This is a genomic window from Aurantiacibacter arachoides (genome assembly GCF_009827335.1).
In the GTDB taxonomy this organism is placed as follows: Bacteria; Pseudomonadota; Alphaproteobacteria; order Sphingomonadales; family Sphingomonadaceae; genus Alteraurantiacibacter; species Alteraurantiacibacter arachoides.
In genome coordinates this window covers 264129-289369 of sequence record NZ_WTYH01000001.1, presented here as the reverse complement: position 1 = coordinate 289369, position 25241 = coordinate 264129, and the positions used below count along the sequence as shown (strand labels likewise).

Below are 25241 nucleotides of genomic sequence, written 5' to 3'. Positions count from 1 at the left end.
GCGCGTGACAATACCGGCATGAGGCGGCATGGCATGGCGCACTTGCCTGCGACAAAAGAGGTAACAATGGGACGCGAATTCTTCGGCACCGACGGTATCCGCGGACGGGCCAATGGCACGAAACTGAACGCCGCCGTGGCGATGAAGGTGGGCCAGGCCGCGGGCCTGCATTTCCTGCGCGGCGATCACAAGCATCGCGTGGTAATCGGCAAGGACACCCGGCTGTCGGGCTACATGATGGAGAACGCGCTGGTCGCGGGCTTCACCAGCGTGGGCATGGACGTGGTGATGACCGGGCCCCTGCCCACCCCCGCCGTCGCCATGCTGACGCGCGAGATGCGCGCCGATATCGGCGTCATGATTTCCGCCAGCCACAATCCCTACGCCGACAACGGCATCAAGCTGTTCGGCCCGGATGGCTTCAAGCTCTCCGACGAGGACGAGGAGGCGATCGAGGCGGCCATGCATGCAGAGCCCGTTCTGGCCGAAGGGGAGGCCATCGGCCGGGCCCGCCGGATCGAGGATGCCCGCGGCCGCTACATCCACGCGGTAAAACGCGCGCTGCCCTCGGACCTCAGGCTCGATGGCCTGCGGATCGTCGTCGATTGCGCCAATGGCGCGGCCTACAACGTCACCCCCACCGCGATCTGGGAACTGGGGGCGGAAGTGGTAACCATGGGCGTCACCCCCAATGGCCTCAACATCAACGACGGCGTCGGCTCCACCTCGCTCGATGCCATTCAGGCCAAGGTGCTGGAGGTCGGCGCCGACATCGGCATCGCGCTGGATGGCGACGCTGACCGGCTGATCGTGATCGACGAGAAGGGCCAGGTGGTCGACGGCGACCAGATCATGGGCCTTATCGGCAGCCGCTGGAAGCTGAAGGGCCTGCTGAAAGGTGACGGGATCGTCGCCACGGTCATGTCCAACCTGGGGCTCGAGCGCTTTTTGCAGGGCGAGGGGCTGAAACTGGTGCGCGCCAAGGTGGGCGACCGTTACGTGCTGGAGGCGATGAAGGCCGGCGGCTACAACATCGGCGGCGAGCAATCCGGGCACATGATCCTGCTCGACCATGCCACCACCGGCGACGGCACCATCGCCGCCATGCAAGTGCTCGCCGCCATGGTCCGCACCGGCAAGCCGGCAAGCGAACTGCTGCACCTGTTCGATCCCGTGCCCCAGCTGCTCAAGAACGTGCGCTATGACGGCGGCGATCCGCTCAATGCCGAAAGCGTCCAGGCCTGCATTGCCAGCGCCGAGGCCGAATTGCAGGGCCGCGGTCGCCTCGTCATCCGCAAATCCGGCACCGAACCGCTGGTGCGGGTGATGGCAGAAGGCGACGACGAGGCGCAGGTCCGCCGCGTGGTCGACGACATCTGCGAGGCCGTGGCCAAGGCCGCCTGACGTGTCGGCCCGCCCACCCCGCGTGCTCGCCATCGCCGGCTCGGACAGCTCCGGGGGCGCAGGGATCCAGGCCGACATCAAGACGATCACCATGCTCGGCGGCTATGCCATGACCGCGATCACCGCCGTCACCGCGCAAAACAGCCGCGGGGTGCGCGGGGTCGAGGCGCTGACGCCCGATTTCGTCGCTGCGCAGATCGATGCCTGCCTGGAAGACATCGGCGTCGACGCGGTGAAGATCGGGATGCTCGGCAGCGCCGACATTGCCGAGGTGGTGGCGGACCGGCTGGAAGACCTGCCCTGCCCTATCGTGTTCGATCCGGTGATGGTCGCTACCAGCGGCAGCGTGCTGGCCGACGCAGCGACCATCGCGGTGTTCGACTGGCTGATGGAACTTGCCACGCTCACCACCCCCAACGTCCCCGAACTCGCCGCGCTCGGCGGGGCGGCGGGAATGGCGGGCAGGAACGGGGGGCGCGGGGTCGCCTATCTCGCAAAGGGCGGCGATGCCGACGGGCCGATGGTGGAGGATCGCCTGGTGCGGCCCGGCATGGCCGATGTGCTGTGGACCGAAGCGCGCATCGTCACCAAGCATACCCACGGCACCGGCTGCACGCTCTCCAGCGCCGTGGCCACACACCTCGCGCGCGGATTGCCGCTGGAGGAGGCCGTGGCACAGGCCCGCCACTTCGTGCGCGAGGCGCTGAAGCACGCGCCGGGGTTCGGGCTGGGCCATGGGCCGCTGGGCCACCAGGCCGTGCGTCCGGCTGATCCGGTTAGTCGATGATCTTGACCAGCAGGCGGCGCAGCTCCACCGCCTCCGCCTCTGTCAGGCGGTCGCGCAAAGACACTTCCGCCTCTCGCGAAATCTCGGCGAACAGCGGCACCAGCGCCTCGCCAGCCGGCGTCAGGAAAAGGCCGTAGCTGCGCCGGTCGTCCGGATCGACCCGGCGTTCCATGCAGCCGCGCTCCTGCCAGAAATCCACCGCCAGCGTGGCCGCGGGCCGCGACAGGCGCAGCGCTTCGCTCAGGCGCACCTGCGACGTGCCGGGATTGGCGGCCACCAGCGCGAGCACCGACATCCGCTGCGAGGTGTGCGCCTTGTCCGGCGTATCGCGGGCAAGCTGCGCCAGGTTGATGACGCTCGCCATGCGCAGCAGGAACCCGATCCGGTCGGCCAGGAAGCCATAGTCCAGACCCTGTCCGGCATCGTCTATCGCCATGGTCGGTCGTGCCATCCTGCCCCCGTCCCGTTTTTTTCTCGTTCTGATGGAAGCGTAAGTCGCGGGCGGGCGGCGGGCAAGCAGGTTGTTGTTGTCGACATCTGTTACTGGTGATAACAGAATGCCAAGGCCGTCCAAAACGGTCGTTCTTTGGGAGAGACATCATGCGCACCTTCGGCGTAGCCGCACTTCATCGCACCATTCTTGCCGGCACGGCCTTTGCTGCCCTCGCCTGCGCCCTGCCCGCCCATGCGCAGGACGATCCCGCCGACACCGGCGCCGGAGCGGCCGAGGCGCAGGCGAATGAGCAGGCGGGCGAAGTCATTCTCGTCACCGCGCGCCGCCGCGAGGAATCGCTGCAGGATACGCCGGTCGCCATCTCCGCCTTCAGTGCCGAGACGCTGGAAGACCGGCAGATCGTGCAGACATCCGATCTGGAACGCATCACCCCCAGCCTGCAGTTCAAGCCTGCCGGGCAGCTCTCGGGCAACAGCTCCTCGTCCGTCGTGTTCATCCGCGGGATCGGCCAGCTCGATCCCACGGCGGCGGTCGATCCCGGCGTCGGCATCTACATCGACGAGGTCTATGTCGGCCGCGCGGCGGGCGGCACCCTGGAATTCGGCGACATCGCCGGCGTGGAAGTGCTGCGCGGGCCGCAGGGCACGCTGTTCGGACGCAACACCATCGGCGGTGCCATCCTGGTGCGCACGCGGGAGCCGGAGTTCGGCGAGTTCTCCGGCCGGGCGCGGGCGCGCTTTGGCGAATTCAACCTGTTCGAAGGCTTCGCCGCGCTCAACGTGCCCATCGCAGACACGCTGGCGGCACGCGTGTCGGGCGGCATCCGCCAGCGGCAGGGCTACGTCATCCGCGAATTCGATGGCCGCGACCTGGGCAACGAGGATGTCATCTCCGGCAACGCGGCCCTGCGGTGGGAGCCTTCGCCGGTGTTCGAACTGAACCTGCGGGCCGACTATTCGCGGCGTGACGAGAACGGCGCGCCGTTCGTGTTCGCCGGAATCAACGAACAGGCTCCCGTGCCGGCCATCGTCAGCGTTGCTGCCGGCTGCCCCGGCGCGACCATTCCCTTCGCCCCGCTCGCCCCCGGCAATCCCCGGTTCGGCGCCCCCAACGTGCCGCTGATCAACGATGCGCGCTGCGCCAACGATTTCCAGGCGCGCGGCAACTTCGTCAACGGCGGCACCGCGCCGGTTCGCAGCGAATCGGAGATCTGGGGCGTGTCGGGCACGGCCACCTACGAGCTGTCGGACGCCATCACGCTGAAAAGCATCACCGCCTACCGATCGACCGATTCGCGCGGCATCCGCGATGCCGACAACACCCCGTTCGAAATCCTGACCACCGACGTCGGCTCGCAGTCCGACCAGGTCAGCCAGGAACTGCAACTGCAGTACAATTCGGACCGGCTTAGCGCGATCCTTGGCGGCTACTACTTCGACGAGGACACCACCGAGCGCGCGACGGTGTTCCTCGCCTTCCCGCCCTCCCCGCCGGTGATCGGGTCCGTCCTCAATGGCGGACCGGGCAGCCGCGACCTGCAGTTCTCCGATCTCGAAACGCGCTCGCTCGCAGCCTTTGGCGAGGTGTCGTACGAGCTGATCGACGGGCTCGAGCTGACCGGCGGCCTGCGCTACACTGAGGATCGCAAGACCTATGCGGGAACGGTGTTCAACCTGTTCCCGTCCACCCTGCCCGATCCCGATCCGCTGCCCACGCTGGCGATCCCCGAGGGCGGCCCGCTGTTCATCTTCAACGATCCGTTCCGCGAAACCTTCAGCGCCCTCACCGGCTCGGCCAACGTCGCCTATGAATTTGCCGACTGGCTCAACGGTTACGTCTCCTATTCCCGCAGCTTCAAGTCGGGCGGCTTCAACACCCGCTACAACGCGCCGCCCGCGGGCTTCGTGCCGGTGCCCTTCGACGAGGAGAGCGTCGACAGCTACGAAATCGGCGCGAAGATGGATTTCGGCGATGTCCGCCTGAACCTCGCCGCCTTCCAGGCCGATTACACCGACATCCAGCTGGTCTTCCGCCAGGGCCCGGTGCCTCTGCTGTTCAACGCCGGCGAGGCGCGCATCCGCGGGTTCGAGGCGGAGGCGACCTACGATCCCTACGGCAGCGGCCTCAGAATCGACGCGGGCCTCTCCGTGCTCGACGATGAAATCCGCACAATCACGCCTGTCCCCGGCACCACCGCCACCGTGGCCCCGGGTGACGACCTGCCGCTGACCCCGTCGTTCCAGGGCAACTTCGCCGTGGGCTACGAATTCGACCTGTCGCCGCGCGTCACCATGACGCCGCGGTTCGACGGCAGCTACACCTCCAGCCTGGTGTTCATCACCGGCAGCGTGCCGGAGATCGAGCAGGACGGCTACTTCGTGGGCAATGCCTCTATCGAGGTGGAGATCGACGAGGCCTATCGCATCCAGGCAGGCGTCCTCAACGCCTTCGACGAGGAGTACCTGATCCAGGGCAACGCCTCGCTCGGCACGCTGGGTTACGCGGAGAAGATCTTCGCCCGCCCGCGCAACTGGTACGTGCAGGTGTCCACCGAGTTCTAGGTATCGTGATGGGACGGGGGCGGCCCTTGGGCCGCCCCCGTTATCCCTTGATACGATAGAAGCCCGCGATGGCGGCCCAGGCCTCTTCCGCCGTCTCGCACCAGGTGATGAGGTCGAGATCGCGGCGCGAGATCGTGCCTTCCTCGGCCAGCGCATCGAAATCGATCACCCGGGTCCAGAAATCCCTGCCGAACAGGATGATCGGCAGTGGCTTCATCTTGCCGGTCTGCACCAGCGTCAGCAGTTCGAAGAACTCGTCGAACGTGCCGAACCCGCCGGGGAACACCGCCACCGCCCGCGCGCGCAGCAGGAAGTGCATCTTGCGCAATGCGAAGTAGTGGAAATTGAGCGACAGGTAAGGCGTGACGTAGGGATTTGGCGCCTGCTCGTGCGGCAGGATGATGTTCAGCCCGATGCTCTCGGCGCCGGCATCGCTGGCCCCCTTGTTCGCCGCCTCCATGATCGACGGGCCGCCGCCCGAACACACCACAAACTGGCGCTTGCCGTCCTCGATGATCGATTTCTCGCTCACCAGCTTGGCCAGCTTGTGCGCCTCGGCGTAGTACTTGCTCTTGGCCACCAGGCTGCGGACGACCACCGCCTCTTCCTCGGGCAGTTTTTCGGCTTGCGCCAGGGCTGCCTCGGCCGCCTCTGGCGGGGGGATGCGGGCAGAGCCATACATCACTAGCGTCGATCCCACGCCGGCCTCGTCCAGCAGCGTTTCCGCCTTCAGCAGTTCGAGCTGAAAGCGCACCGGACGCAGTTCCTCGCGCAGCAGGAAATCGGTATCCTGGAACGCCAGCTTGTAGGCCGGGTGCCGCGTCTGCGGGGTGGAAGGCACCGCCTTCTCGAACTGCGCCTCGGTATCGGCGTGGTAGAACTTGTGATCTGTCAATTCGTCTTCGGGGCTCACGCCGGTTCCTTTCGCAAAGCGACGCACGGCCTTAGAGGCCGGTGGCAACGTTGGGAAGGGTGAGGAAAAGCTGGATGCCCCGCAAGGACTCGAACCTTGATTGACGGAGTCAGAGTCCGCTCTCTTACCATTAGAGGACAGGGCACTACAGCGAGGGCGCGCGTTTATAGCGGGTCGCGGATGGCGTCAACCCTTGCCGCTGCACCTGTCCATGTCGCGGGCCCTGGTTTACGCGGCGGGCCAGGTGACCGTGCGGCAGACGATGGACAGGCAGCCCTGCACGCTCAGCGCGCCGCCGCGGCCCGGGCGCACCACCGCGCGGTAGGTGCCGCCGTCCTCGGGATTGTAGACCTGTCCGCGCCAGGCGCCGTCGCGCCAGGTCATGTTCTGCAGCAGGCGGATGCCGGTGATCGGCCGATTGCGCAGCGCGGGATCGTCGTTGTACCGATCGCGGTTGGTTTCGCCTTCCTTCATGCGCAGGATACGCGTGATCGTCCCGCAGCGTGCGGCCGCGTTGGCGCTGCACGGGGCCACCACGATCTGCACGTAGCCATCCTGATCGCGGTATGTGCCGTCGATCCTGCTCTGGGCCGAGGCGGCATGAGGGGCGGCGGTCGCTGTCAAAGCGAGGACGGCGGCGGAAGCGAGGATGGTTCGGATCATGGTTGGACTACGCTCGAAAAGGACAGAAGGGTGCGTCAGGCCGAACAACTTGCTCCGCCCAGCACGCAGAACCGCGCGCAGTGCGGATGGTTGAGCCTGACGGGGCGGCTCGCCTCGGCAACGCTGGCGCCCAGATCGAACTGCGGATCGTAGGGCAACAGCGTGCAGGCGACGACCCGCGCAGCCGGCTCGCCCTTGCGGTGGACGACCATGCGGCTGGACGCGCACATGACGTCGTCCGGCGACGTGTCCAGGATGCCCCAGCAGGCCGTGGTGATTTCCGGCACGTCGGCGCTGGCGTCCATTTCGGGAAACAGCAGCAGGCGCGCGGGGTCGGCGGTGTCGACGGCTATGCCCTCGGCTTCGAACAGCAGGCGATAGGCATTGCGGGCCAGCGCCTCGCTCTCCCCGCGCAGCCTTCGTCCGGCAGCGGCGATCGAGAACCCGTGGGCCGAAAGCCAGCGCAGGCCGTCCAGCATCGGCGCCCAGCTTTTCGGCCCGCGCTCCTCCTCATGCACCCGCCGCGTATGGTGATCGATCGAGACGCGGATCGTGAGCGCGTCGCCATACGTCGCGCGCAGCCGCAGCAACGCGGCCTCGTGCCGCCGCAGCGGCTTCATCGCGTTCGACAGCACCAGCACCGCGTGTCCGCGCGACAGGGCATCCTCGATCATCGCAATGATCTCGGGGTTCATGAACGGCTCGCCGCCGGTGAAGCCGATTTCACGCACGTCGCGTGCAGCGATCTCGTCGAGGAAGCGGGCGATTTCGGCGGCGGTCAGGTAGATCAGCGCATCGTTGGTCGGGCTGCTTTCGATGTAGCAGTTGGCGCAGGCGAGATTGCACAGCGTGCCGGTGGCGAACCACAGCGTGTCCAGACGTGTAAGCGCCACGCTCGCCCGCTCCGATCCGTCGGCGGTCAGCAGGGGATCGGCGAATTTCTCGCGCGGCAGGGCACTGACGTCGACGGCGAAGGGCGATGGGCCGGCGGGCGCGTTCCTGCTGCGGCTCGCCATCAGAACGCCCGTCGCATCCGCGCGACCAGGCCTGCCCAGCGTTTCGGCCAGGTGCCGAACAGCAGCGGCTCCCACGCCTTGAAGGCCGCCGCCTTGAGGATCTCGGCACGGGTCGGATAGGCGATCACCGCGCCGCCGAGAGCGAAGGTGGAAGTCTTGCCGGTCATCGACTGGGCCAGCGGCAGCAGCAGTTCGCCCGCGCCTTCCCCCACGATGCTGGCGCCCACCAGTTTCTTGCCCTTCAGCATCAGCTTGATCTGGCCCGCCGGCCGCCCTTCGGCAACCGCGCGATCATTGTGGTCGAAATGTTCGGTGACGACGGTCAGCCTGTCCCCCAGCGTCTCGCGCCCCTCGGCCTCGGTCAGGCCGATCTGCGCCACCTCGGGCGCGGTGTAGGTGCACCACGGCAGCGCGGTGAAATCGGCCTTGGCGGGAACGCCCAGCGCGATTTCCAGCACCACGTTGGACCCTTCGTAGCCCGATACGTGCGTCAACCGCGGCCCCTCGCGGCAATCGCCGATGGCGTAGATATGCTTCACGCTGGTGCGGCGGCGCGCATCCACCGCGATGCCGTTCTTGCCCAGCGCGACCCCCGTCGTCTCCAACCCGTAGCCTTCGGTGCGCGCCTTGCGCCCCGTGGCGACCAGCAGGTGCGAACAGGCGATCGTTTCGCCGCCGTCGGTGGTGACCGTGATGGCGCCCCCTGCGCCCGCCACCCTGGCCGCCGCGCCCTTTACGAAGCGCACGCCCTCGTCCTTCATCGTCTCCACCAGCAGATCGACCGAATCGCGATCGTCGCGGGCCAGCAGGTCGCCGGGCTCGATCAGCGTCACCCTGCTGCCGAGGCGGCGGAAGCTCTGCGCCATTTCCATGCCCACGTTGCCGCCGCCCAGCACCACGAGGTGCTGCGGGCACTCGCCAAGTTCGAACAGGGTCTCGTTGGTGAGGTAGGGCACGCTTGCCAGCCCCTCGACCGGCGGCACGGCGGGCGCTGACCCGGTGGCGATCACGATGCGCGGCGCGGTGAGCGTGCGGCCCGCCACCGCGATCGACTTCGGCCCGGTGAACACGGCGCGCTCTCGAATGACCTCGCAGCCCATGCCCTCGAACCGCTCTTGCGAATCGTGCGGGGCGATGGCGGCGATGGCCCCGTGGACGTGGGCGTGGACCCCCGCCCAGTCGACCTGCGGAGCTGCCAGCGTCACGCCAATGCGCGCGCCCTCGCGTGCCTCCGCAGCGCGCCTTGCCGCCGCGATCAGCGCCTTTGACGGGACGCAGCCGTTGTTGAGGCATTCGCCCCCCATCGGCCCGGCCTCGATCAGTGCCACCTTCAGCCCGAACAGCGCGCAGCCGCCCGCGGCGGTCAGCCCCGCAGCGCCGCCGCCGATCACGATAACGTCATGGGTATAGTCCATCGCTGCCGTGCCTAGCCGATTGCGCCGGGCGGGCGAAGCGCTATCGGGGTTCGCCAGAGCAGGGACCGGACCAATGAACCTTCAGAACGCGCAGGATTACTACGGCAAGGTGCTCGGCGGATCGCAGGACCTGCGCACCGATGCCTGCTGCACTTTCGAGCGACCCTCTGATGCCATCATGCGCGCGCTCGCCAACGTCCACCCAGAGGTCAAGGCACGCTATTACGGCTGCGGGCTGGTGGTGCCGCAGGCGCTGGAGGGGTGCCGCGTGCTCGATCTCGGATCGGGCAGCGGGCAGGATGCCTACCTGCTCGCGCAGCTCGTCGGGCCGCAGGGCAGCGTGACCGGGGTGGACGCCACGCCCGAACAGCTCGCCGTCGCGCGCGAGCATCTGGGCTGGCACGCCGAGCGGTTCGGTTACGCCAATGTCGCCTTCGTCGAAGGTGACATCGAGACGCTGGGCGAACTGGGGCTGGAGCCGGAAAGCTTCGACGTCATCGTCTCCAATTGCGTGATCAACCTCGTCGCCGACAAGGCCGCGGTCTTCGCTGCCGCGCACCGGCTGCTGAAGCCCGGCGGCGAACTGTATTTCTCAGACGTCTATGCCGACCGCCGCGTGCCGCACGCCCTGCTGGCGGACCCTGTGCTTCATGGCGAGTGCCTGTCGGGCGCGCTGTACTGGGGCGATTTCCTGGCGCTGGCCAAGGCCGCCGGCTTCGCCGACCCGCGCCTCGTCACCGATCGACCCATGACCATCAACGATGCCGAGATTGCCGCCAAGCTTGACGGTATCGGGTTCGTGTCCGCCACATGGCGGCTGTTCAAGCTCGCAGGGCTGGAGCCGCAGTGCGAGGATTACGGACAGGCCGTGGTCTATCGCGGCGGCGTGGCGGGGGAGGAGCGGGTATTCATGCTCGACGCGCATCACGCGATCGAGGCGGGGCGGGTGTTTGCCATCTGCGGCAATTCCTGGCGGATGCTGGCGGAGACGCGCTTTGCGCCGCACTTCGCCTTCATCGGCGACTTTTCCCGGCACTACGGCGTGTTCCCCGGCTGCGGGATGGCCATGCCGTTCGGGCAGGTCGAGCGAACCGCGGCGGCCGGCGCGGCCTGTTGCTGAGGGTCCTCGTCACCGGCGCGGCCGGGCTGATCGGCGGCGAGGTCTGCGCGCGGCTGGTGGCACGCGGGCACCGGGTGACGGCGCTGGTGCGCCGCAACCCGGACGTGCGCGGCAACGACGGTGCGCTGGTGACCGGCATAACCGTGGTGCGCGGCGATGTCACCCGGCCGCTGATGGGCCTCGATCCCGACCCGCAGGACGTGGTGATCCACTGTGCCGCGCATCTCGATTTCGATGCGCCCGAGGTCGAGCTTCACGCAGTCAACGTGGCGGGAACGCAAAACGCGATCGACTATGCCCGGGCGGCGGGCGCGCGGTTCCTCCACGTCTCCACCGCCTACGTCTGCGGGGACGGTGACGGCGTGATCAGCGAAACGCCAGTGCCCGAAGGCACACGCTTCACCAACCGCTACGAGGCAAGCAAGGCGGCGGGCGAGCTAGTGGTGGCGGCCAGCGGCCTGCCCTTCGCCATTGCCCGCCCGTCCATCGTGCTGGGCGACAGCGCGACCGGCCGGATTCGCGACTTTCCCTCCTTGTGCAATGTCTTTCGCCTGATGGCGCGGGGCAAGGTCACCCGCTTCCCCGCTGCACGGAACGCGACATTCGACCTGGTGCCGATCGACCACGTCGCTGCCGCGCTTGTCGCCCTGGCCGAGCGGATGGAGGCGGTGGCCGGCGGTTATTTCCACCTCGTCGGCGCGCAGGCCATGCCGGTGGCCGAACTGGCCCACGGCGTGGCGCGGGTGGCGCACTTTCCCAATCCGGCGATCGTGCTGCCGCAGGATTATGTGCCCGAAGGCCCCCTCGCCCAGCGCATGGTGGCGACGTTCGGCCCCTACCTCACCCGCAACCCGCGATTCGCCGACAGCGCCTTGCGCCGGGCCACCGGCCTGCGCTGCCCGCCTACCGACCGCGCCTGGCTGGACCGGCTGATCGCCTACGGCATCGCGCGTGGCTACCTGCCTTTGCCGCCTGTGTAGCGCAGGTCAGGCCTAGCGAACGTCGGGGTAATGCTCGTGCAGACGCTGGCGCGCACCGACGGCCCACATGAGGCCAACCTTCAGGTAGACCCAGTTGGCCTTCAGCGCGCCCCACTCGGCGATCCGCCGATCGGAGGTTTCCACGGTGCGCCGCAGCAGCCGCACGCGGCCAAAGCGGTTGAGGCGGATGCACAGGTCCGCTTCCTCCATCACCCGCGCCTCGGGATCGCAGCCCCCCACCTCGAGGAACTGGGCGCGGCGGAAGAACATGGCGTGATCGCCAAACAACAGGCGGCACCCGCGCACGAACAGATGCGGACGGAACAGCAGCGGCGCATAAAAGGTCTTGGCCCAGTTGTGCGCCGTCGTGCCCCAGCGCGTCCGCTCCGTCCCGCGGATGATCGGGGTGAAGCCCGCCAGCGCCACCTTCGGATCGGCCAGCGTGGCCGCAATGACCGCGACCATATCGGCGGGCGGCACGGTGTCGGCGTGGAGCACCACGACACGTTCGCCCGCCGCGGCCGCCACCCCGGCGTTGATCTGCCGCCCCCGGCCCGGCGCGGTCTCGACAACCCGCCAGCCCGCCGCGCGCGCCAGGGCGACCGAGCGATCCGCACTGCCACCGTCGACCGCCACCACCTCCAGCGGCGCGGGATCGAGGCGGGCAAGGTGCGCGACCAGCGCGGGCAGCGCCGCCTCCTCGTTCAGCATCGGCACGACGATGGAAACCGCGCTCACCCGAGCAGCTCGGGCCAACGCGCCAGATCTTCGGGCCGGTCACAATCGGAAAGCGGTTCGAGCAGGCGATAGGCAACCCCGGCCCGGCGCAGGCGCGCCTCAGTCTCGCGCAGCACGCGGTCGGTGCCCCAGGCCATGTCGGGCCACAGGAACGGCACGGGCTGCGTGAAGCCCAGCAGGTAATAGCCGCCATCCTGCGCGGGGCCGATCACCACCGGCACCTCCTGCAAGGCCCCGGCCGCATCGCGCAGGTGCGCAGGCGACAGGTCGGGCACGTCCGCGCCCAGCAGGATCGCCGGGGCGGGCACCTGCGCCAGCCGGGCGCCGAGATCGCCTTCGCCCTGCGCCGTCAGCGCCATGGCATCGCCCAGCCAGTCGCGAAATTCCCCTTCGTCCGCGCCCGTGGTCCATACCGCAAAGGGCAGGCCGCTTGCGCGGATGACCCCCAGCGTCCGTTCGACCAGCCGGCGGTGGAGCGCCGCCGCGCCATCGACTCCCAGCGCCGGGATGAGGCGGGTCTTCGCTTCTCCCGCGCGCGGATAGCGGGCGAACAGCGCGACGGTGGGCGAACCGGTACAGGCCGAAGGCGATGCCATCGGACCGACCTAGCCGCGCCCCAACTTGTGTCAAACGGCCAGAAGGTCTAACCTGCCTCCAGGTTCCGCCCGGAATGGGCGGTGAATGAGAAAGTATCATGCAATGGCGGATCATATTCCGCCGGTTGGACGCGACAGGGCCGGTGGGTCTGCGGCAGGCGATAGCGGCCGCGATCACCACAAGAGCGGGGGCCCGCAACGCGCTCCCGGCGATGGCAGGACCGGAAGCACGGCGTCTGGCGACCGGGCCGTGAACAGCGGCTGGCGGCGGCCACCCCATCACAAGAGCTTCAGGCAGGCCTATGCCGCGATCGACCTCGGCACCAACAACTGCCGCTTGCTGATCGCCCGCCCGGCGGACGACAACTTCGTGGTGGTCGATGCCTTTTCACGCGTGGTGCGGCTGGGCGAAGGGCTGGCGCAGACCGGGCGGCTGAGCGACGAGGCGATGGACCGGGCCATGGGCGCGCTGAAGGTCTGTTCGGAGAAGTTGAAGAAACGCAACGTCCACCTCGCGCGCTCTGTCGCGACGGAGGCGTGCCGCCGGGCCACCAACGGTGAGGCCTTTATCGAACGGGTCTATGCCGAGACGGGAATCGCGCTCGACATCATCAGCGCGCAGGAGGAAGCGCGCCTGGCGGTGCTGGGCTGCCACATCCTGCTGGAAGACGGGGTCGGGCCGGCGGTGATCTTCGACATTGGTGGGGGGTCGACCGAACTGGTGCTGATCGAGCCCGGCGCGCCGGTGCCGCGCATCATCGACTGGCAGAGCGTGCCCTGGGGCGTCGTATCGCTGAGCGAGACCGTCGGCCACGAAACCGGCGGGCTGGACCAGCGCCTGCGCCGGTACGAAACGATGAAGCAAAAGGTGCGCGACAGCTTTGCCGAATTCGGCCAGCGGATCGCCGCCCACTCCGCGCCCGACCAGCGCCTGCTGGGCACCAGCGGCACCGTGACGACGCTGGCCAGCGTGCACCTCGAACTGCCCCATTACGACCGCAAGCAGGTGGACGGCCTGATCGTGCCGACCGATGCCATGCGCGAGATCTCGCAGCGGCTTTCGCGCATGTCGCCGGCCGAACGCAGCGAGCTTGACTGCATCGGCAACGAGCGGGCCGAACTGGTGGTGGCAGGCTGCGCCATTCTGGAAGCGATCCTGGAGATCTGGCCCGCCGACCGGCTGGGGGTTGCCGACCGCGGCATCCGTGAAGGCATCCTGCGTAGCCTGATGTCCGCCGATGCCGAGGGCGCGGACGCCCAGGCGGCGCTGCGGCGGCTCAAGTCCGGCGGGGCAAGGGCGTCATGACGCGGGCGGGGCCCGAGCCGGGGCGGCGGCTGAAATCGAACAAGAAGCGCAAGGAAAGCAGCAAACGCTGGCTGGAGCGGCAGTTGAACGACCCCTACGTCAAGCGCGCCAAGGAAGAGGGCTGGCGCAGCCGCGCGGCTTTCAAGCTGATCGAACTCGACGATCGCTTCCACCTTATCAAGGGCGCGAAACGGGTGATCGACCTCGGCATTGCGCCCGGCGGCTGGGCGCAGGTGGTGCGCAAGCGCGCGCCGGGTGCGGCTGTCGTGGGCATCGACCTGCTGGAGGTGGAACCCATCGAGGGCGTCACCATCCTGCAAATGGATTTCATGGCCGACGAGGCCCCCGCCGCGCTGCAACAGGCGCTGGGCGGCACGCCCGACCTCGTGCTGTCGGACATGGCGGCCAATACCGTCGGTCACAAGCAGACCGACCACCTGCGCACGATGGCGCTGGTGGAGGCGGGGGCATGGTTCGCCGTCGATGTGCTGGAAAAGGGCGGCGCCTTCATTGCCAAGGGTTTTGCCGGGGGCACCGACAAGGACCTGCTCGACCTGCTGAAGAAGCACTTCACCGTGGTCAAACACGCCAAGCCACCCGCGAGCCGCAAGGGTTCGAGCGAATGGTATGTCATCGCGCAGGGGTTCAAGGGCCGCGACTAGCGCGCCCGGTGACCACGCCAGGTTACCGAATCCCGGATCGCGACTGGCACGACATGAGATCCCGTTTTGCGGTAATCAGGTGTTGTTCTGGTTCGCCGTGGCGGCCTGGCCGGTCGATACCGGACCGTCCGTCGCCTGCGCGCCAGCCTCCTCGCCGGGCTGGTTCTGGTCGGCGGTGTCGGTCGCACCCGTGGCGTCGGCCTCACCTTCGGCGGGAGCGGCTTCCACTGGCGGCGGGAAGTCCGGTCCGCCGCCGCCTGCCGCATGCAGGTAGGCGATCAGGTCCGCGCGGGCCTGCGGATCGGCAAGGCCGGGGAACGACATCTGGTTGCCGGGGATGAACCCGCTGGGGCTCCTCAGCCACTCGTCCAGGTTCTCGTAAGACCACTGGCCGCCGTGCTCCTTGATGGCGGAGGAGTAGGAGAAATCGCTGGCATGGCCGCCGATGGCAGAACCGATGACGCCGTTCAGGTTGGGGCCAAGCCCGCTCGGCCCGGCGGCGACCTGGTGGCACGACTGGCACCGCGCAAAGGTCGCCTCGCCATTGGCGAGGTCGGCCACGGCCAGGCGATTGCCGATGGGTTCGACCTCGGCTTCCGCCGCGCCACCCTCTGCCGCCTCGATCACGTAACCCCAGGCGAAATCGTCTTCCAGCCGTTGGCCGTCGCCGTGGAAATACATGCCGGCGACGATCGAGCCGCCAAGGGCAATGCCCGCGCTGGCCAGCAGCCAGCCGAAAATGGTATTCATGCGATCGTTCATGACTGGTCGTTCTGCCGCGTGTTTAAAGGCCAATTCGAATGTGGCTCGCGCTCTAGTCACCATGGCCCGATGGCGCAAGGGGCGACGTGGCGCGATCGGCGCTTGTCGACATGGAGGGCGCGGTCTAGGCGCGGCGCCATCATGGACGTCTTTCCCGCCCCCGCGCTCGCCATGGTGGAAACCATGCGCGCCGCCGCCGCCGCACAGCCGCAGCGCGCCATTGCCTTCCAGGGCGCCCCGGGGGCGAATTCCCACCGCGCGGCGATGGAGTGGGATCCCGACGCCCTGCCCTACCCCTGTTTCAGCTTCGCCGCCGCGATCGAGGCAGTGGAGGCGGGGGAGGCGGCCTGCGCGATGATCCCCATCGACAATTCCCAGGCCGGCCGGGTGGCGGACATCCATTTCCTGCTGCCCGAAAGCGGCCTGTCGATCGTGGGCGAACATTTCCTGGCCATTCACCACGCGCTGATGGCGACGGTGCCCGCCGGGCCGTTTCGCGCCGCCTACAGCCACCCGCACGCGCTCGCCCAGAGCCGCGCCTATCTGCGGGCACGCGGCATCGTGCCGGTGGCCCACGCCGATACCGCGGGCAGTGCCGCCTGGGTGGCCGAACAGGGCGACCCCACCATCGCCGCTATCGCTCCCGCGCTCGCGGCAGACCTTTACGGCCTGAGGATCGTGGAGGAGAACGTGGAGGACGCCGCCGACAACACCACCCGTTTCGTCGTGCTCGCGCGCAAACCACTGGATGCCGCCGCGCTGGGCGGGCGGCCGGCCATGACCACCTTCGTGTTCGAGGTGAACAACGTGCCCGCCGCGCTCTACAAGGCGCTCGGCAGCTTTGCCACCAACGGTGTCAACATGACCAAGCTGGAAAGCTATCAGAAGGGCGCCAGCTTTGCCGCCACCATGTTCTTTGCCGACATCGTGGGCGCGGCAGGAGAACCAGCGGTGGACCGCGCGCTGGCGGAATTGCGGTTTCACTGCAAGGACGTGCAGATGTTCGGCAGCTATCCACTTGCGCGGGAGCGGGGGTAGATGCCCGCCTTCGCCATCGCGGCGGAGGATCCCGCCACGCCCGACATTGCCGCGCTGATCGGGCAGCACCTGGCCGAAATGCACGCCTGTTCCCCCGCCTGCAAGGTCCACGCCATGCCCGCCGCGCGGCTGGCCCAGACCGACGTCACCTTTTACGCCGCCCGGGTGGATGGCGCGCTGGCGGCGGTAGGGGCGCTCAAGGCGCTCGACGCGACTGCCGGCGAGATCAAGTCGATGCGCGCGGCGGACGAATGGCGCGGCACGGGTGCGGGACCGGCCATTCTGGCGCATATCCTCCGCGAGGCCCGGGCGCGCGGTTATCGCTGGGTGGGGCTGGAGACGGGGCGGCATCCGGTGTTCGGCCCGGCGCAGCGCCTCTACGCCGCGCACGGCTTTCGCGAATGCGCGCCCTTCGCCGGTTACGTCAGCGATGATTTCAGCCTGTGCATGGGGCTGCCGCTCGCCTGACCCGCGGCGATTTCCGACATCATCTGGGGTTCGCGTTTGCATGGGTGCGACGGGCATGGCATCCCCTGCATCGTGACGACGGGCACGGGGACAAACACGGGGGCGCGCAGCGCGCAAGGGGAAGACTTCGGCGACGCGTGGCGCGGCGTGCGCGACGATGGTGACATCCAGTTCACCGATATCCGCTTTCAGGAACAGGAGCCGCCGCCCGATTGGCTGACCACTCTGTTTGACTGGCTGGCCGCCGTGTTCGCGCCGATCGGGCGCTTTGTCGTGGCGATCTGGCCGGTGCTGATGTGGGTCCTGATCGCGCTCGGCGTGGCGCTTCTCTCGTGGCTCCTCTGGCGCACGCTGGCACCGGTGGAGTGGAAGGCCCGCAGGCGCGGCCAGCACGACACAGCCCAATGGGTGCCTGACGCGGGCGAGGCGCTGGCCTTGCTGGAGGAAGCGGACCGGCTGGCGGCGGCGGGCGAATATGATGCAGCGACGCACCTGCTGCTGATGCGCTCGGTCGGCCAGATCGCCGCGTCGCGCCCGCACCTGTTCCAACCGTCGAGCACCGCGCGTGAACTGTCCGCCGACACGCGCCTGCCCGATGCCGCCCGCGCAGCCTTTGGCGTGATCGCGGGCCGGGTGGAGCGCAGCCTGTTCGCCCTCACCCGCCTTACGCAGGACGACTGGACCGCGGCGCGCGCCGCCTATGCCGATTTCGCCTTGCAGGAAGGGGGGCTGGCGGCATGAGCCGCGCGCGCTCCGCCTTCAGCGCGCGCACGGTGCTCGCCATGCTGCTGGTGGGTGCGCTCGCCTTCCTGCTGATGCTCTACGCCATCGGCAAGGGCTGGACCGGCGATGATGCGGGTGCGGGCGGCGCCCATGCCGCATCGAACGGCCTCAACGGCTTTACCGGACTTGTCGCCCTGCTCGAGGCGACCGGCTCGCAGGTGGAGGTGTCGCGCAACCGCGCGCAGTTGGACGACATTGCGCTTGTCATCCTTACCCCGCAGTTGATCGGTGATGCCGACGCCATCGGCGAGGCGATCCTGGAGCGCCAGCGTACTGGTGACGGGCCGACCCTGCTGATCCTGCCCAAGTGGCACGCCATGCCCTTTCCCGAAGGTGCCGAGGCCGAGAGCGTCGATGGCACCCCGGTCGAGCCCGCGCCGGGCTGGGTCACGCTGGCCGCGGCGGACAGCCCCGAATGGTTCGGCGAACTCGACATGGCCCGGGGCGGGGCGCTGGCGGTGGGCAAGACGCGCGGCTGGAGCGGTCTGGAGCGCCGCGGCAGCCTGCCCGACGCGAATCAGGCACAGGCGCTGGTGGACCAGCCGAACCTGGTTATCGAGCCGCTCGTCACCGACAGCGAAGGCGACCTGCTTGCCGGCGTCCTGCAACGAACGAGTGATTACGACGATTACGTGCCCTACCCGGTCGTGGTCGTGTTCGAGCCCGACCTGCTCAACAACTACGGCCTCGCCGACCGGGGCCGCGCCGAACTGGCGCTGGCGCTGATCGACACCGCAGTAGAAGGCGACACGGACCTGCCCATCGTCTTCGACATGACGTTGGCGGGTCTCGGCGCCAGCGAAAACCTGCTCACCCTCGCCTTTCGCCCGCCCTTCCTTGCTGCCACGCTGTGCCTGCTGCTCGCCGCGCTGGTGATTGGCTGGCGCGCGTTCAACCGCTTTGGACCGCCCGTGGCGGAGGTGCCCGCCATGGCGCGCGGCAAGCGGCAACTGGCGCGGAACGGCGCTGCACTGGTGGCGCGCACCCGGCGCTTTCACCTGCTCAAATCGCCCTACGAGGCGCTGGTCGGCCGCCGCGTGGCCGCGCGGCTGGGTCTTCGCGTGGCCGATACCGACGCGCGCGAGGCGGCGATCGACCGCGTGCTCGCCGCGCGCGGCAATGCTGGCCCGAGCTTCTCGCGCCTCGCCGCCGATCTTCGCGATGCGGACCACCCGCGCGACATCATTCGTGCCGCCACGGCACTTCGCACATTCGAAAGGACCCTTCATTCATGACCATGACGCTGGAAGACACCGCCGCGCTGGCCGCCCGCATCCGCGACGAGATCGGCAAGGCCGTCGTCGGCATGGACCAGACCGTCGACCACCTGCTGATCGCACTGCTCAGCCAGAGCCACGTGCTGCTCGAAGGTCCGCCCGGCACCGCCAAGACATTCCTCGCCAACTGCTTCGCCTGTGCGACGGGCCTCGATTTCGGGCGTATCCAGTTCACCCCCGACCTGCTGCCGGGCGATATTCTCGGCTCCAACCTGTTCAACTTCCAGACCAGCCAGTTCACCCTCACGCGCGGGCCGATCTTCTGCGAGGTGCTGCTGGCTGACGAGATCAACCGCACCCCGCCCAAGACCCAGGCCGCGCTGCTCGAAGCCATGCAGGAGCGCAAGGTGACGCTGGACGGAGAGACCCACTCGCTGGGCGATACCTTCATGGTTGTCGCCACGCAGAACCCGATCGAGAACCAGGGCGTCTACCCGCTGCCCGAGGCGCAGCTCGACCGTTTTGCCTTCAAGCTGCTGGTGCCCTATCCCAGCCTGGAGGAAGAGGCGCAGATCGTGCGGCGTTTCGGTAACCGGAGCGGGCCGCAGAAGCCCGCCGATTTCGGCATCGCGCGCGTGGCCGATGCCGCCATCATCGGCGCCGCGCAGGCGAGCGTGAAGCAGGTCACCCTGTCGGACGAGGTGCTGAATTACTGCGTGGCGCTGGTGCGCGCCACCCGCGACAACGCCGACATCGCCAGCGGGGCCAGCCCCCGCGCCGCGGTCCTCCTCGCCAATGCCGCGCGGGCGCGTGCCGCGCTGGAGGGGCGCGCCTACGTGGTGCCCGACGACGTCAAGGCGCTCGCCACGGCCTGTTTGCGCCATCGCCTGCTGCTGAGCCCCGCCGCCGAGATCGAGGGCAAGCTGGTCGAGGACCTCGTTGCCGGCCTGATCGAGCAGACCGAGGCGCCCCGCTGAAGTGGAGCGCATCCGCGCCCTTCTGTCGCGCGTGCCCGCGCCGCCCGTGGTGCCCACGGCGCGCACGCTGGTGCTGCTGGTCCTGCTGGCGCCGCTCGCCGTTGTCGTCGCCGCGACTGCGCCAAGCGCGTGGGTTGTCGCTCCTGCCGCCGGACTGGCGCTGCTGCTGGTCATGCTGATCGATGGCTGGCTGGCGGGACCGCTCGTGGATTTCGACTATCACGTGCCTGCCGATGCCGAGGTCGGCCAGCCCGCCACGCTGCGCGTCAACGCGCGGATAGAGCGCGACAGCGACGCCGCCCTCCCCGAGGTCGCCATCGGCTTCGACCCACGCCTCGGCGCACAGGGCCGCGCGACTTTTCGCCTGCATCCGACCGGGGTCGCCAGCGTGTTCTCCGGCGTCGGCGATACCGTGCCGGTCCGCCGCGGGCCCGGCGCGCTGCACGATCTGTGGCTGCGCTGGCCCGGTCCGCTCGGCCTGGCGGTGCGGCAGAGGCGCGCCGCTCTCGATGCGGCGATCCGCGTCTGGCCCGACCTCTCGCCGGTGCGCAGCCCCGTTCTCCAGCGCTTTCTGCGCGACAGCCAGTTCGGCCTTGTCGCCCGGCGCATCCGCGGCGAGGGCACGCAGTTCGAGGCGCTTTCCGAATACCAGCCCGGCATGGACCGCCGCCGCATCGACTGGAAGGCCAGCGCACGCCACACCGCGCTCTACGCCCGCGAGAACGAGAGCGAGCGCGACAACCAGATCGTCTTCGCCTTCGATTGCGGCCAGTCGATGATCGAGCCGGTGGACGGCCTGCCGCGCATCGACCGCGCCGTCTCCGCCGCGCTGACCGCGGCCTATGTCGCGCTGAAGGGCGGCGACCGGGTGGCGCTGTTCGGGTTTGCCGACCAGCCGCAGCTGATGACGCCCTTCGTCACCGATACCCGCGCCTTTCACCGGCTGCAAAGCGCGGCGGCACAGCTGGACTACACCCCGCGCGAACCGAACTTCACGCTGGCGCTGGCGACGCTGGCCGCGCGGCTGAAGCGCCGCAGCCTGATCGTGCTGTTCTCCGATTTCAGCGATCCCACCAGTGCCGAACTGATGGTCGAGAGCGTGGAGCGACTGGTGCGCCACCATCTCGTCATCTTCGTCACCATGATCGATACAGAACTGGAAGACCTTGCCGCCACCGCGCCGCAATCCATCGGCGCCATTGCCGTGGCCGTCAGCGCCGATGCGCTCGCCCGCCAGCGCGCGCTGGTGCTGGAACGGCTGCGCCGGCTGGGCGTCAACGTGATCGAGGCCGGCCACGCTTCCATCGGTTATCGCCTGATCGACCTCTATCTCGACAAGAAGCGCAGCGAGGCGATCGGCTGATGGCGCTGACCCTGTTCCGCAAGGCAGAAATCGCGGCCCCCGCCGATATCGCGGCGGCCAGCCTGCGCTCCGACCGGTTCCGGCTGGAACGCGAGGTCGACTGGCAGCGCCTCGACGCCATCGTCACCGCGCTGGAAAAAGGCCGCCCGCGCAGCATCAGCGATGCGGACCTGCTCGATCTGCCGGTGCTTTACCGCAAGACCGCCTCCAGCCTCGCCGTGGCGCGCGAGACCTCGCTCGATGCCGCGGCGCTCGATTACCTGGAGGCGCTGGTACGGCGGGCCTGGTTCCAGATCTACGGCCCGCGCATCGGCTTCGTCGGCTGGCTGCGGACGTTCCTCGGCGGCGGCTGGAGCGCGTCGGTGCGGGCCATCTGGCTCGACATCTGCATTGCGCTCGCCGTCTCGCTTGCGGGGGTCGCGGTGGGCTGGCTGCTCGTCGCGCGCGATCAGGAATGGTTCTACGCCCTCGTGCCGCCGGGCATGGCGGGCGGCCGCGTTCCCGGCGCCTCGCGCGCGGTGCTGGAAGAAACGCTCGCCCATGATGGCGGGGCCGAGGGGCTGACGACATTCGCCGCCTCGCTGTTTTCCAACAATACCGGCGTCGCCATCATGGCCTTTGCCCTGGGCTTTGCCTTCGGCGTGCCCACGTTGTTGCTGCTGGTCTACAACATGGCCCTGCTGGGCGCGATGCTGTGGGTGTTTGCCGATGCGGGGCTGGGATACGCGTTCGGTGCCTGGCTCTCCATCCACGGCACGACCGAGCTTCTGGCCATCGTGCTGGCCGGCGCGGCCGGGCTGCACGTCGGGCGCACGATGGCCTTTCCGGGCGAGCGTTCGGTCCTGTCCGCCTTGCAATCCGCCGGGGTTCGCGCGGCCCAGGTGATGGCAGGCTGCGCGCTGATGCTGGTCATCGCGGGTCTGCTGGAGGGTTACGGACGCCAGCTGATCGACAGTGCGGAAGCCAAATATGCCGTGGGCGGCTTCATGCTCGCCTTCTGGGTGCTGTATTTCCTCGCCCTGAAGCGTCCGCGCGAAGCTGAGAGCGAGCGCGCGGGATGAGCGTGCCCACGATCCAGATGCGCGGTGAGGCCAGCAAGCGGGCGCGGATGCTGGTAACGCCCGAAGGCCTTGCCCTGCCCATGACCGTGGCCAGCCGCGGCAGTCGCGCAGGGGCCTTGCTGCTCGACCTCACCTTTATCGTGCTGGGCATCGTCGTGTTCATCGTGTCGCTCGTTCTCCTCGGCGTCAGCATCGACACGCTGGACGATGCCCCCAGCGGGCCGGTCGAGCTGGTCATGGTCATTTGCATCCTGCTGCTGTTCCTCGCCCGGTATGGCTACTTCATGTATTTCGAACTCGGCCCGCGCGCGGCGACGCCGGGCAAGCGCCTGCTCGGCATCCGCGTGGCGGCGCGGGACGGGGGGCAACTGACGGCGGAGATGGTGATCGCGCGCAACCTGGTGCGCGATGTCGAGGTGTTCCTGCCGGCCTTCTTCCTGCTTGGCGGCGGCGAACAGGCGGGCGTTGCCGGTCTTGCCGCCTTCGTCTGGCTGGCGGTGTTCGTGCTGTTCCCCTTCTGCAATCGCGATGGCCTGCGCGCGGGTGACCTGGTCGCCGGCACATGGGTGGTGGAGGCCCGCGCCGCCAAGCTGAGGCAGGCCATGTCGATCGCACCCGATCGCAGCACCGACTATCGCTTCGGCCCGCAGGAACTGGCAATCTACGGCGAACACGAATTGCAGGTGCTCGAAAGCGTGCTGCGCCAAGGCCAGCCCGAGGCGCTGCGCGACGTGGCGCAGGCAATCACCCGCAAGATCGGCTGGCAACTGGGGGCTGGCGACGAGCGCGAGTTCCTGGAAGCGTTCTATGCCGCGCTGCGCGGGCACCTGGAAAGCGGGATGCGGTTCGGCCGGCGCAAGCGTGACAAGTATTCGTAATCGGGCAGTCGTAATCAGGCAGTCGTTATCGGGCATTCGTTATCGGGCATTCGTTATCGGGCGCTAAATTGCGCTGCCGATTGCGTATTCCCGAAAAGCCGTGTTACCTTCGCATTACACGACATAAATGGGGAGACAGTCCATGAGGATTGGCAATTACGTGTGGGATGAACGGGTCGCGCTCATCCTGCTGCAGAAAGTGGGCCTCGCGCTCGTCGCGCTGCTCGTCACCTGGCTGTTGGCGCGGGCCGCCAAGTGGGCCTTTGCCAAGCTGGTCGACAACGTCGGCTTCCTCCAGCGGTCGACCTCGACGGGAACGTCCATCGGCGAACAGCTGGGCAAGATCGTCAGCCTGCTGATCTGGGGCTTCGGCCTGCTGGTGATCCTCACCATTCTCGGCCTCGGCAGCGTCGCCGGACCGATCGACAATCTCCTCAACAACGTGATGGAATTCATTCCCCGCCTGATCGGCGCGGGCCTGATCTTCTTCATCGGCCTGATGCTGGCACGCATCGCGCGCGACCTGATCGTCGCCACGCTGCAGACTGTCGATTTCGACAAGTGGGCGAACCGCGGCGGCGTGGAAACGGCGACCGGCAACACCACCATTTCCAAGACCATCGGCACGATCGCCTACGCCGTGATCGTCATCTTCGTGTCGATCCTGGCACTGGACGCACTGAACCTGGAAAGCGTCTCGGGCCCGGCCAGCGACATGCTGCGCCTGATCCTCGACGCCATTCCGCGGATCATCGGGGCGGCGCTGCTGCTGGCCCTGGGCTACCTCATCAGCCGCTTCGTGGTGCAGGTGCTGAAGGAAGTGCTGCCGGGTCTCGGCGTCGACCGCGCGCTGGCGAGCAGCGAAGTGCTGCCCGCCACCACCCGCGTTTCCGACGTGGTGGCGCGCGTGGTGCAGGTGGCCATCGTGCTGTTCTTTGCCATTGCCGCCACGCGCCTGCTCGGCTTCCCGGAGCTGACCGCCATTCTCGACCAGGTGCTGGAGCTTGGCGGCCGGGTGATCTTTGGCGCCGTGGTGATCGGCGTCGGCTTCGCCATCGCCGGCTTCCTGGTGCGGATGATCGCGGGATCGGGCGGCGAGACGACGCTGGCGGCCACCATCGTCAAGTGGGCGACCATCGTGCTGTTCACCTTCATGGGCCTGCAGTTCATGGGCGTGGGCGAGGAAATCGTGCAGACCGCCTTTACCGCCGCCGCCATCGGTGCGGCGGTTGCAGGTGCGCTGGCCTTTGGCCTCGGCGGACGCGAGTGGGCCGGTCGCAAGCTGGAGCAGATCGACCGGCACGTGGAGACCTATTCTCCCACCACGACCCAGCCGCCCGCACCGCAACCCGCATCGCGTCGGGCATCGCGCCCCGTATCGCGCCGCGCAGCCGAGGCGGGGCCGGATACCTCGGCCAGTGCCAACCCCTCGCCCACGGACGATCCGGCAGACCTGCCGCCGGGCAGCTAGGGCTTATGAAATCCCCCTGATGACATCACGGGGCGATCACATTACGGGGCGCAGGGTCATGATCCTGCGCCCCGCTTTGTTGGCCGATGCCGAACCGCTCGCCCGCCTGGGCCGCATAAGCTTCTGCGCCGCCTTTGCCCATCTCTATCGGCCGCAGGACCTCGCGGCGTTTCTGGAGGAGGTCTATTCGGTCGATGCCGTCGCGACGGAGATCGCCGACCCCACGATCACCCACCGGCTGGTGGAGGACGATGACGGCGGGCCGCTGACCGGGTTCATCAAGATGCGCAGCCCCAGCTGGTACGCCGATCATTCCGACGCCGCCCGGCCGATCGCGCTCGGGCAGCTCTACACCGATCCCGCCCGCACCGGCGAAGGCATCGGTGCCGCGCTGATGGACTGGGCGCTGGATTTCGCCCGCAGCGGCGGCCACGATGCCGTGCAGCTGTCGGTCTGGGCGGAAAACCACGCGGCGCAGCGATTCTACGCCCGCTACGGCTTCATCAAGATCGCGGACATCCACTTTCCCGTGGGCGAACAGCTGGACGAGGAATTCCTGCTGGAGCTGAGAATATAGCGTTTCCCGAGGGTTAAGCAGGCTTTAGGGA

At 68.3% G+C, this 25241-nt stretch carries 25 protein-coding genes and 1 tRNA gene; 17 read left to right on the top strand and 9 right to left on the bottom strand.

Annotation, left to right across the window (positions count from 1 at the left end; all coding sequences use genetic code 11):
* The first annotated feature begins 66 nt into the window (after window positions 1-66).
* Both glmM and thiD read left to right on the top strand, forming a co-directional pair.
* Window positions 67-1404, top strand: coding sequence for a phosphoglucosamine mutase (gene glmM / locus GRI62_RS01465; RefSeq protein WP_131451673.1), 1338 nt, complete (start codon window positions 67-69; stop codon window positions 1402-1404).
* Between the two features lies 1 nt (window position 1405).
* The gene (thiD, locus tag GRI62_RS01460; protein WP_131451672.1) at window positions 1406-2191 is read left to right on the top strand and encodes a bifunctional hydroxymethylpyrimidine kinase/phosphomethylpyrimidine kinase; all 786 of its coding nucleotides are present in this window, start codon (window positions 1406-1408) and stop codon (window positions 2189-2191) included.
* On the opposite strand, the gene GRI62_RS01455 is transcribed toward thiD, so the two are convergent.
* The gene (locus GRI62_RS01455; protein WP_131451671.1) at window positions 2181-2642 is read right to left on the bottom strand and encodes a MarR family winged helix-turn-helix transcriptional regulator; all 462 of its coding nucleotides are present in this window, start codon (window positions 2640-2642) and stop codon (window positions 2181-2183) included. The two genes, thiD and GRI62_RS01455, sit on opposite strands and share 11 nt — an antisense overlap.
* 149 nt (window positions 2643-2791) lie before the next feature.
* Between GRI62_RS01455 and GRI62_RS01450 the strand changes: the two genes are divergently transcribed.
* The gene (locus GRI62_RS01450; protein ID WP_131451670.1) at window positions 2792-5206 is read left to right on the top strand and encodes a TonB-dependent receptor; all 2415 of its coding nucleotides are present in this window, start codon (window positions 2792-2794) and stop codon (window positions 5204-5206) included.
* A gap of 40 nt (window positions 5207-5246) precedes the next feature.
* Here GRI62_RS01450 and GRI62_RS01445 read toward each other — a convergent pair whose 3' ends face one another.
* From GRI62_RS01445 to GRI62_RS01425, 5 genes are all read right to left on the bottom strand, one after another.
* Complete coding sequence (locus tag GRI62_RS01445) at window positions 5247-6119, bottom strand: LOG family protein (protein ID WP_131451669.1); 873 nt, start codon at window positions 6117-6119, stop codon at window positions 5247-5249.
* Window positions 6120-6190: 71 nt separating this feature from the next.
* Window positions 6191-6264, bottom strand: a tRNA-Gln gene (locus GRI62_RS01440).
* Window positions 6265-6347: 83 nt separating this feature from the next.
* Window positions 6348-6782, bottom strand: coding sequence for a DUF2147 domain-containing protein (locus GRI62_RS01435; protein ID WP_131451668.1), 435 nt, complete (start codon window positions 6780-6782; stop codon window positions 6348-6350).
* A 35-nt stretch (window positions 6783-6817) separates the two neighbouring features.
* Window positions 6818-7798, bottom strand: a complete 981-nt coding sequence (locus GRI62_RS01430) for a radical SAM protein (protein WP_131451667.1) — start codon at window positions 7796-7798, stop codon at window positions 6818-6820.
* Entirely contained in the window at window positions 7798-9213 is a 1416-nt protein-coding gene (locus GRI62_RS01425; protein ID WP_131451666.1) for a dihydrolipoyl dehydrogenase family protein, read from the bottom strand. Before GRI62_RS01425 ends, GRI62_RS01430 begins: the two co-directional genes overlap by 1 nt.
* A 73-nt stretch (window positions 9214-9286) precedes the next feature.
* Here GRI62_RS01425 and GRI62_RS01420 point away from each other — a divergent pair, with 73 nt between their 5' ends.
* Entirely contained in the window at window positions 9287-10333 is a 1047-nt protein-coding gene (locus tag GRI62_RS01420) for a methyltransferase domain-containing protein (RefSeq protein WP_131451665.1), read from the top strand.
* The gene (locus tag GRI62_RS01415) at window positions 10327-11313 is read left to right on the top strand and encodes an SDR family oxidoreductase (RefSeq protein WP_131451664.1); all 987 of its coding nucleotides are present in this window, start codon (window positions 10327-10329) and stop codon (window positions 11311-11313) included. The genes GRI62_RS01420 and GRI62_RS01415 overlap by 7 nt, the downstream gene beginning before the upstream one ends.
* Before the next feature lie 12 nt (window positions 11314-11325).
* On the opposite strand, the gene GRI62_RS01410 is transcribed toward GRI62_RS01415, so the two are convergent.
* Both GRI62_RS01410 and GRI62_RS01405 read right to left on the bottom strand, forming a co-directional pair.
* Window positions 11326-12051 (bottom strand): glycosyltransferase, encoded by a 726-nt coding sequence (locus GRI62_RS01410; protein WP_131451663.1) that lies wholly within the window; start codon window positions 12049-12051, stop codon window positions 11326-11328.
* Window positions 12048-12647 (bottom strand): TIGR04282 family arsenosugar biosynthesis glycosyltransferase, encoded by a 600-nt coding sequence (locus tag GRI62_RS01405; RefSeq protein WP_131451662.1) that lies wholly within the window; start codon window positions 12645-12647, stop codon window positions 12048-12050. The genes GRI62_RS01410 and GRI62_RS01405 overlap by 4 nt, the downstream gene beginning before the upstream one ends.
* Before the next feature lie 103 nt (window positions 12648-12750).
* On the opposite strand from GRI62_RS01405, the gene GRI62_RS01400 reads away from it, so the two are divergent.
* Entirely contained in the window at window positions 12751-13953 is a 1203-nt protein-coding gene (locus tag GRI62_RS01400) for a Ppx/GppA phosphatase family protein (protein ID WP_131453707.1), read from the top strand.
* A complete protein-coding gene (locus GRI62_RS01395; protein WP_131451660.1) occupies window positions 13950-14615 on the top strand; it encodes an RlmE family RNA methyltransferase in 666 nt (221 codons plus the stop codon). The genes GRI62_RS01400 and GRI62_RS01395 overlap by 4 nt, the downstream gene beginning before the upstream one ends.
* Window positions 14616-14690: 75 nt before the next feature.
* Here the strand turns inward: GRI62_RS01395 and GRI62_RS01390 are convergent, their stop codons facing one another.
* Window positions 14691-15365: a c-type cytochrome gene (locus GRI62_RS01390; protein ID WP_160731782.1), complete on the bottom strand. Its 675-nt coding sequence runs from the start codon at window positions 15363-15365 to the stop codon at window positions 14691-14693.
* Window positions 15366-15518: 153 nt separating this feature from the next.
* Here GRI62_RS01390 and GRI62_RS01385 point away from each other — a divergent pair, with 153 nt between their 5' ends.
* The 10 genes from GRI62_RS01385 (at window position 15519) to GRI62_RS01340 (ending at window position 25210) form a co-directional block, all read left to right on the top strand.
* On the top strand, window positions 15519-16415 hold the full coding sequence (locus GRI62_RS01385) for a prephenate dehydratase (protein ID WP_131451656.1): 897 nt from the start codon (window positions 15519-15521) through the stop codon (window positions 16413-16415).
* Window positions 16416-16883, top strand: a complete 468-nt coding sequence (locus GRI62_RS01380; RefSeq protein ID WP_131451654.1) for a GNAT family N-acetyltransferase — start codon at window positions 16416-16418, stop codon at window positions 16881-16883.
* 72 nt (window positions 16884-16955) lie between these two features.
* Window positions 16956-17624, top strand: coding sequence for a hypothetical protein (locus GRI62_RS01375; RefSeq protein ID WP_131451653.1), 669 nt, complete (start codon window positions 16956-16958; stop codon window positions 17622-17624).
* Window positions 17621-18901, top strand: a complete 1281-nt coding sequence (locus tag GRI62_RS01370; RefSeq protein WP_131451651.1) for a DUF4350 domain-containing protein — start codon at window positions 17621-17623, stop codon at window positions 18899-18901. Before GRI62_RS01375 ends, GRI62_RS01370 begins: the two co-directional genes overlap by 4 nt.
* Window positions 18898-19860 (top strand): AAA family ATPase, encoded by a 963-nt coding sequence (locus GRI62_RS01365; RefSeq protein ID WP_234027332.1) that lies wholly within the window; start codon window positions 18898-18900, stop codon window positions 19858-19860. Before GRI62_RS01370 ends, GRI62_RS01365 begins: the two co-directional genes overlap by 4 nt.
* 10 nt (window positions 19861-19870) lie before the next feature.
* Window positions 19871-21223: a DUF58 domain-containing protein gene (locus tag GRI62_RS01360; protein WP_234032856.1), complete on the top strand. Its 1353-nt coding sequence runs from the start codon at window positions 19871-19873 to the stop codon at window positions 21221-21223.
* Window positions 21223-22284 (top strand): stage II sporulation protein M, encoded by a 1062-nt coding sequence (locus tag GRI62_RS01355; protein WP_131451650.1) that lies wholly within the window; start codon window positions 21223-21225, stop codon window positions 22282-22284. Before GRI62_RS01360 ends, GRI62_RS01355 begins: the two co-directional genes overlap by 1 nt.
* Window positions 22281-23162, top strand: a complete 882-nt coding sequence (locus GRI62_RS01350; protein WP_234027331.1) for an RDD family protein — start codon at window positions 22281-22283, stop codon at window positions 23160-23162. Before GRI62_RS01355 ends, GRI62_RS01350 begins: the two co-directional genes overlap by 4 nt.
* Window positions 23163-23304: 142 nt before the next feature.
* Complete coding sequence (locus tag GRI62_RS01345; protein WP_131451648.1) at window positions 23305-24633, top strand: mechanosensitive ion channel; 1329 nt, start codon at window positions 23305-23307, stop codon at window positions 24631-24633.
* Between the two features lie 19 nt (window positions 24634-24652).
* Window positions 24653-25210 (top strand): GNAT family N-acetyltransferase, encoded by a 558-nt coding sequence (locus tag GRI62_RS01340; RefSeq protein ID WP_373283001.1) that lies wholly within the window; start codon window positions 24653-24655, stop codon window positions 25208-25210.
* The last annotated feature ends 31 nt before the right edge of the window (window positions 25211-25241 follow it).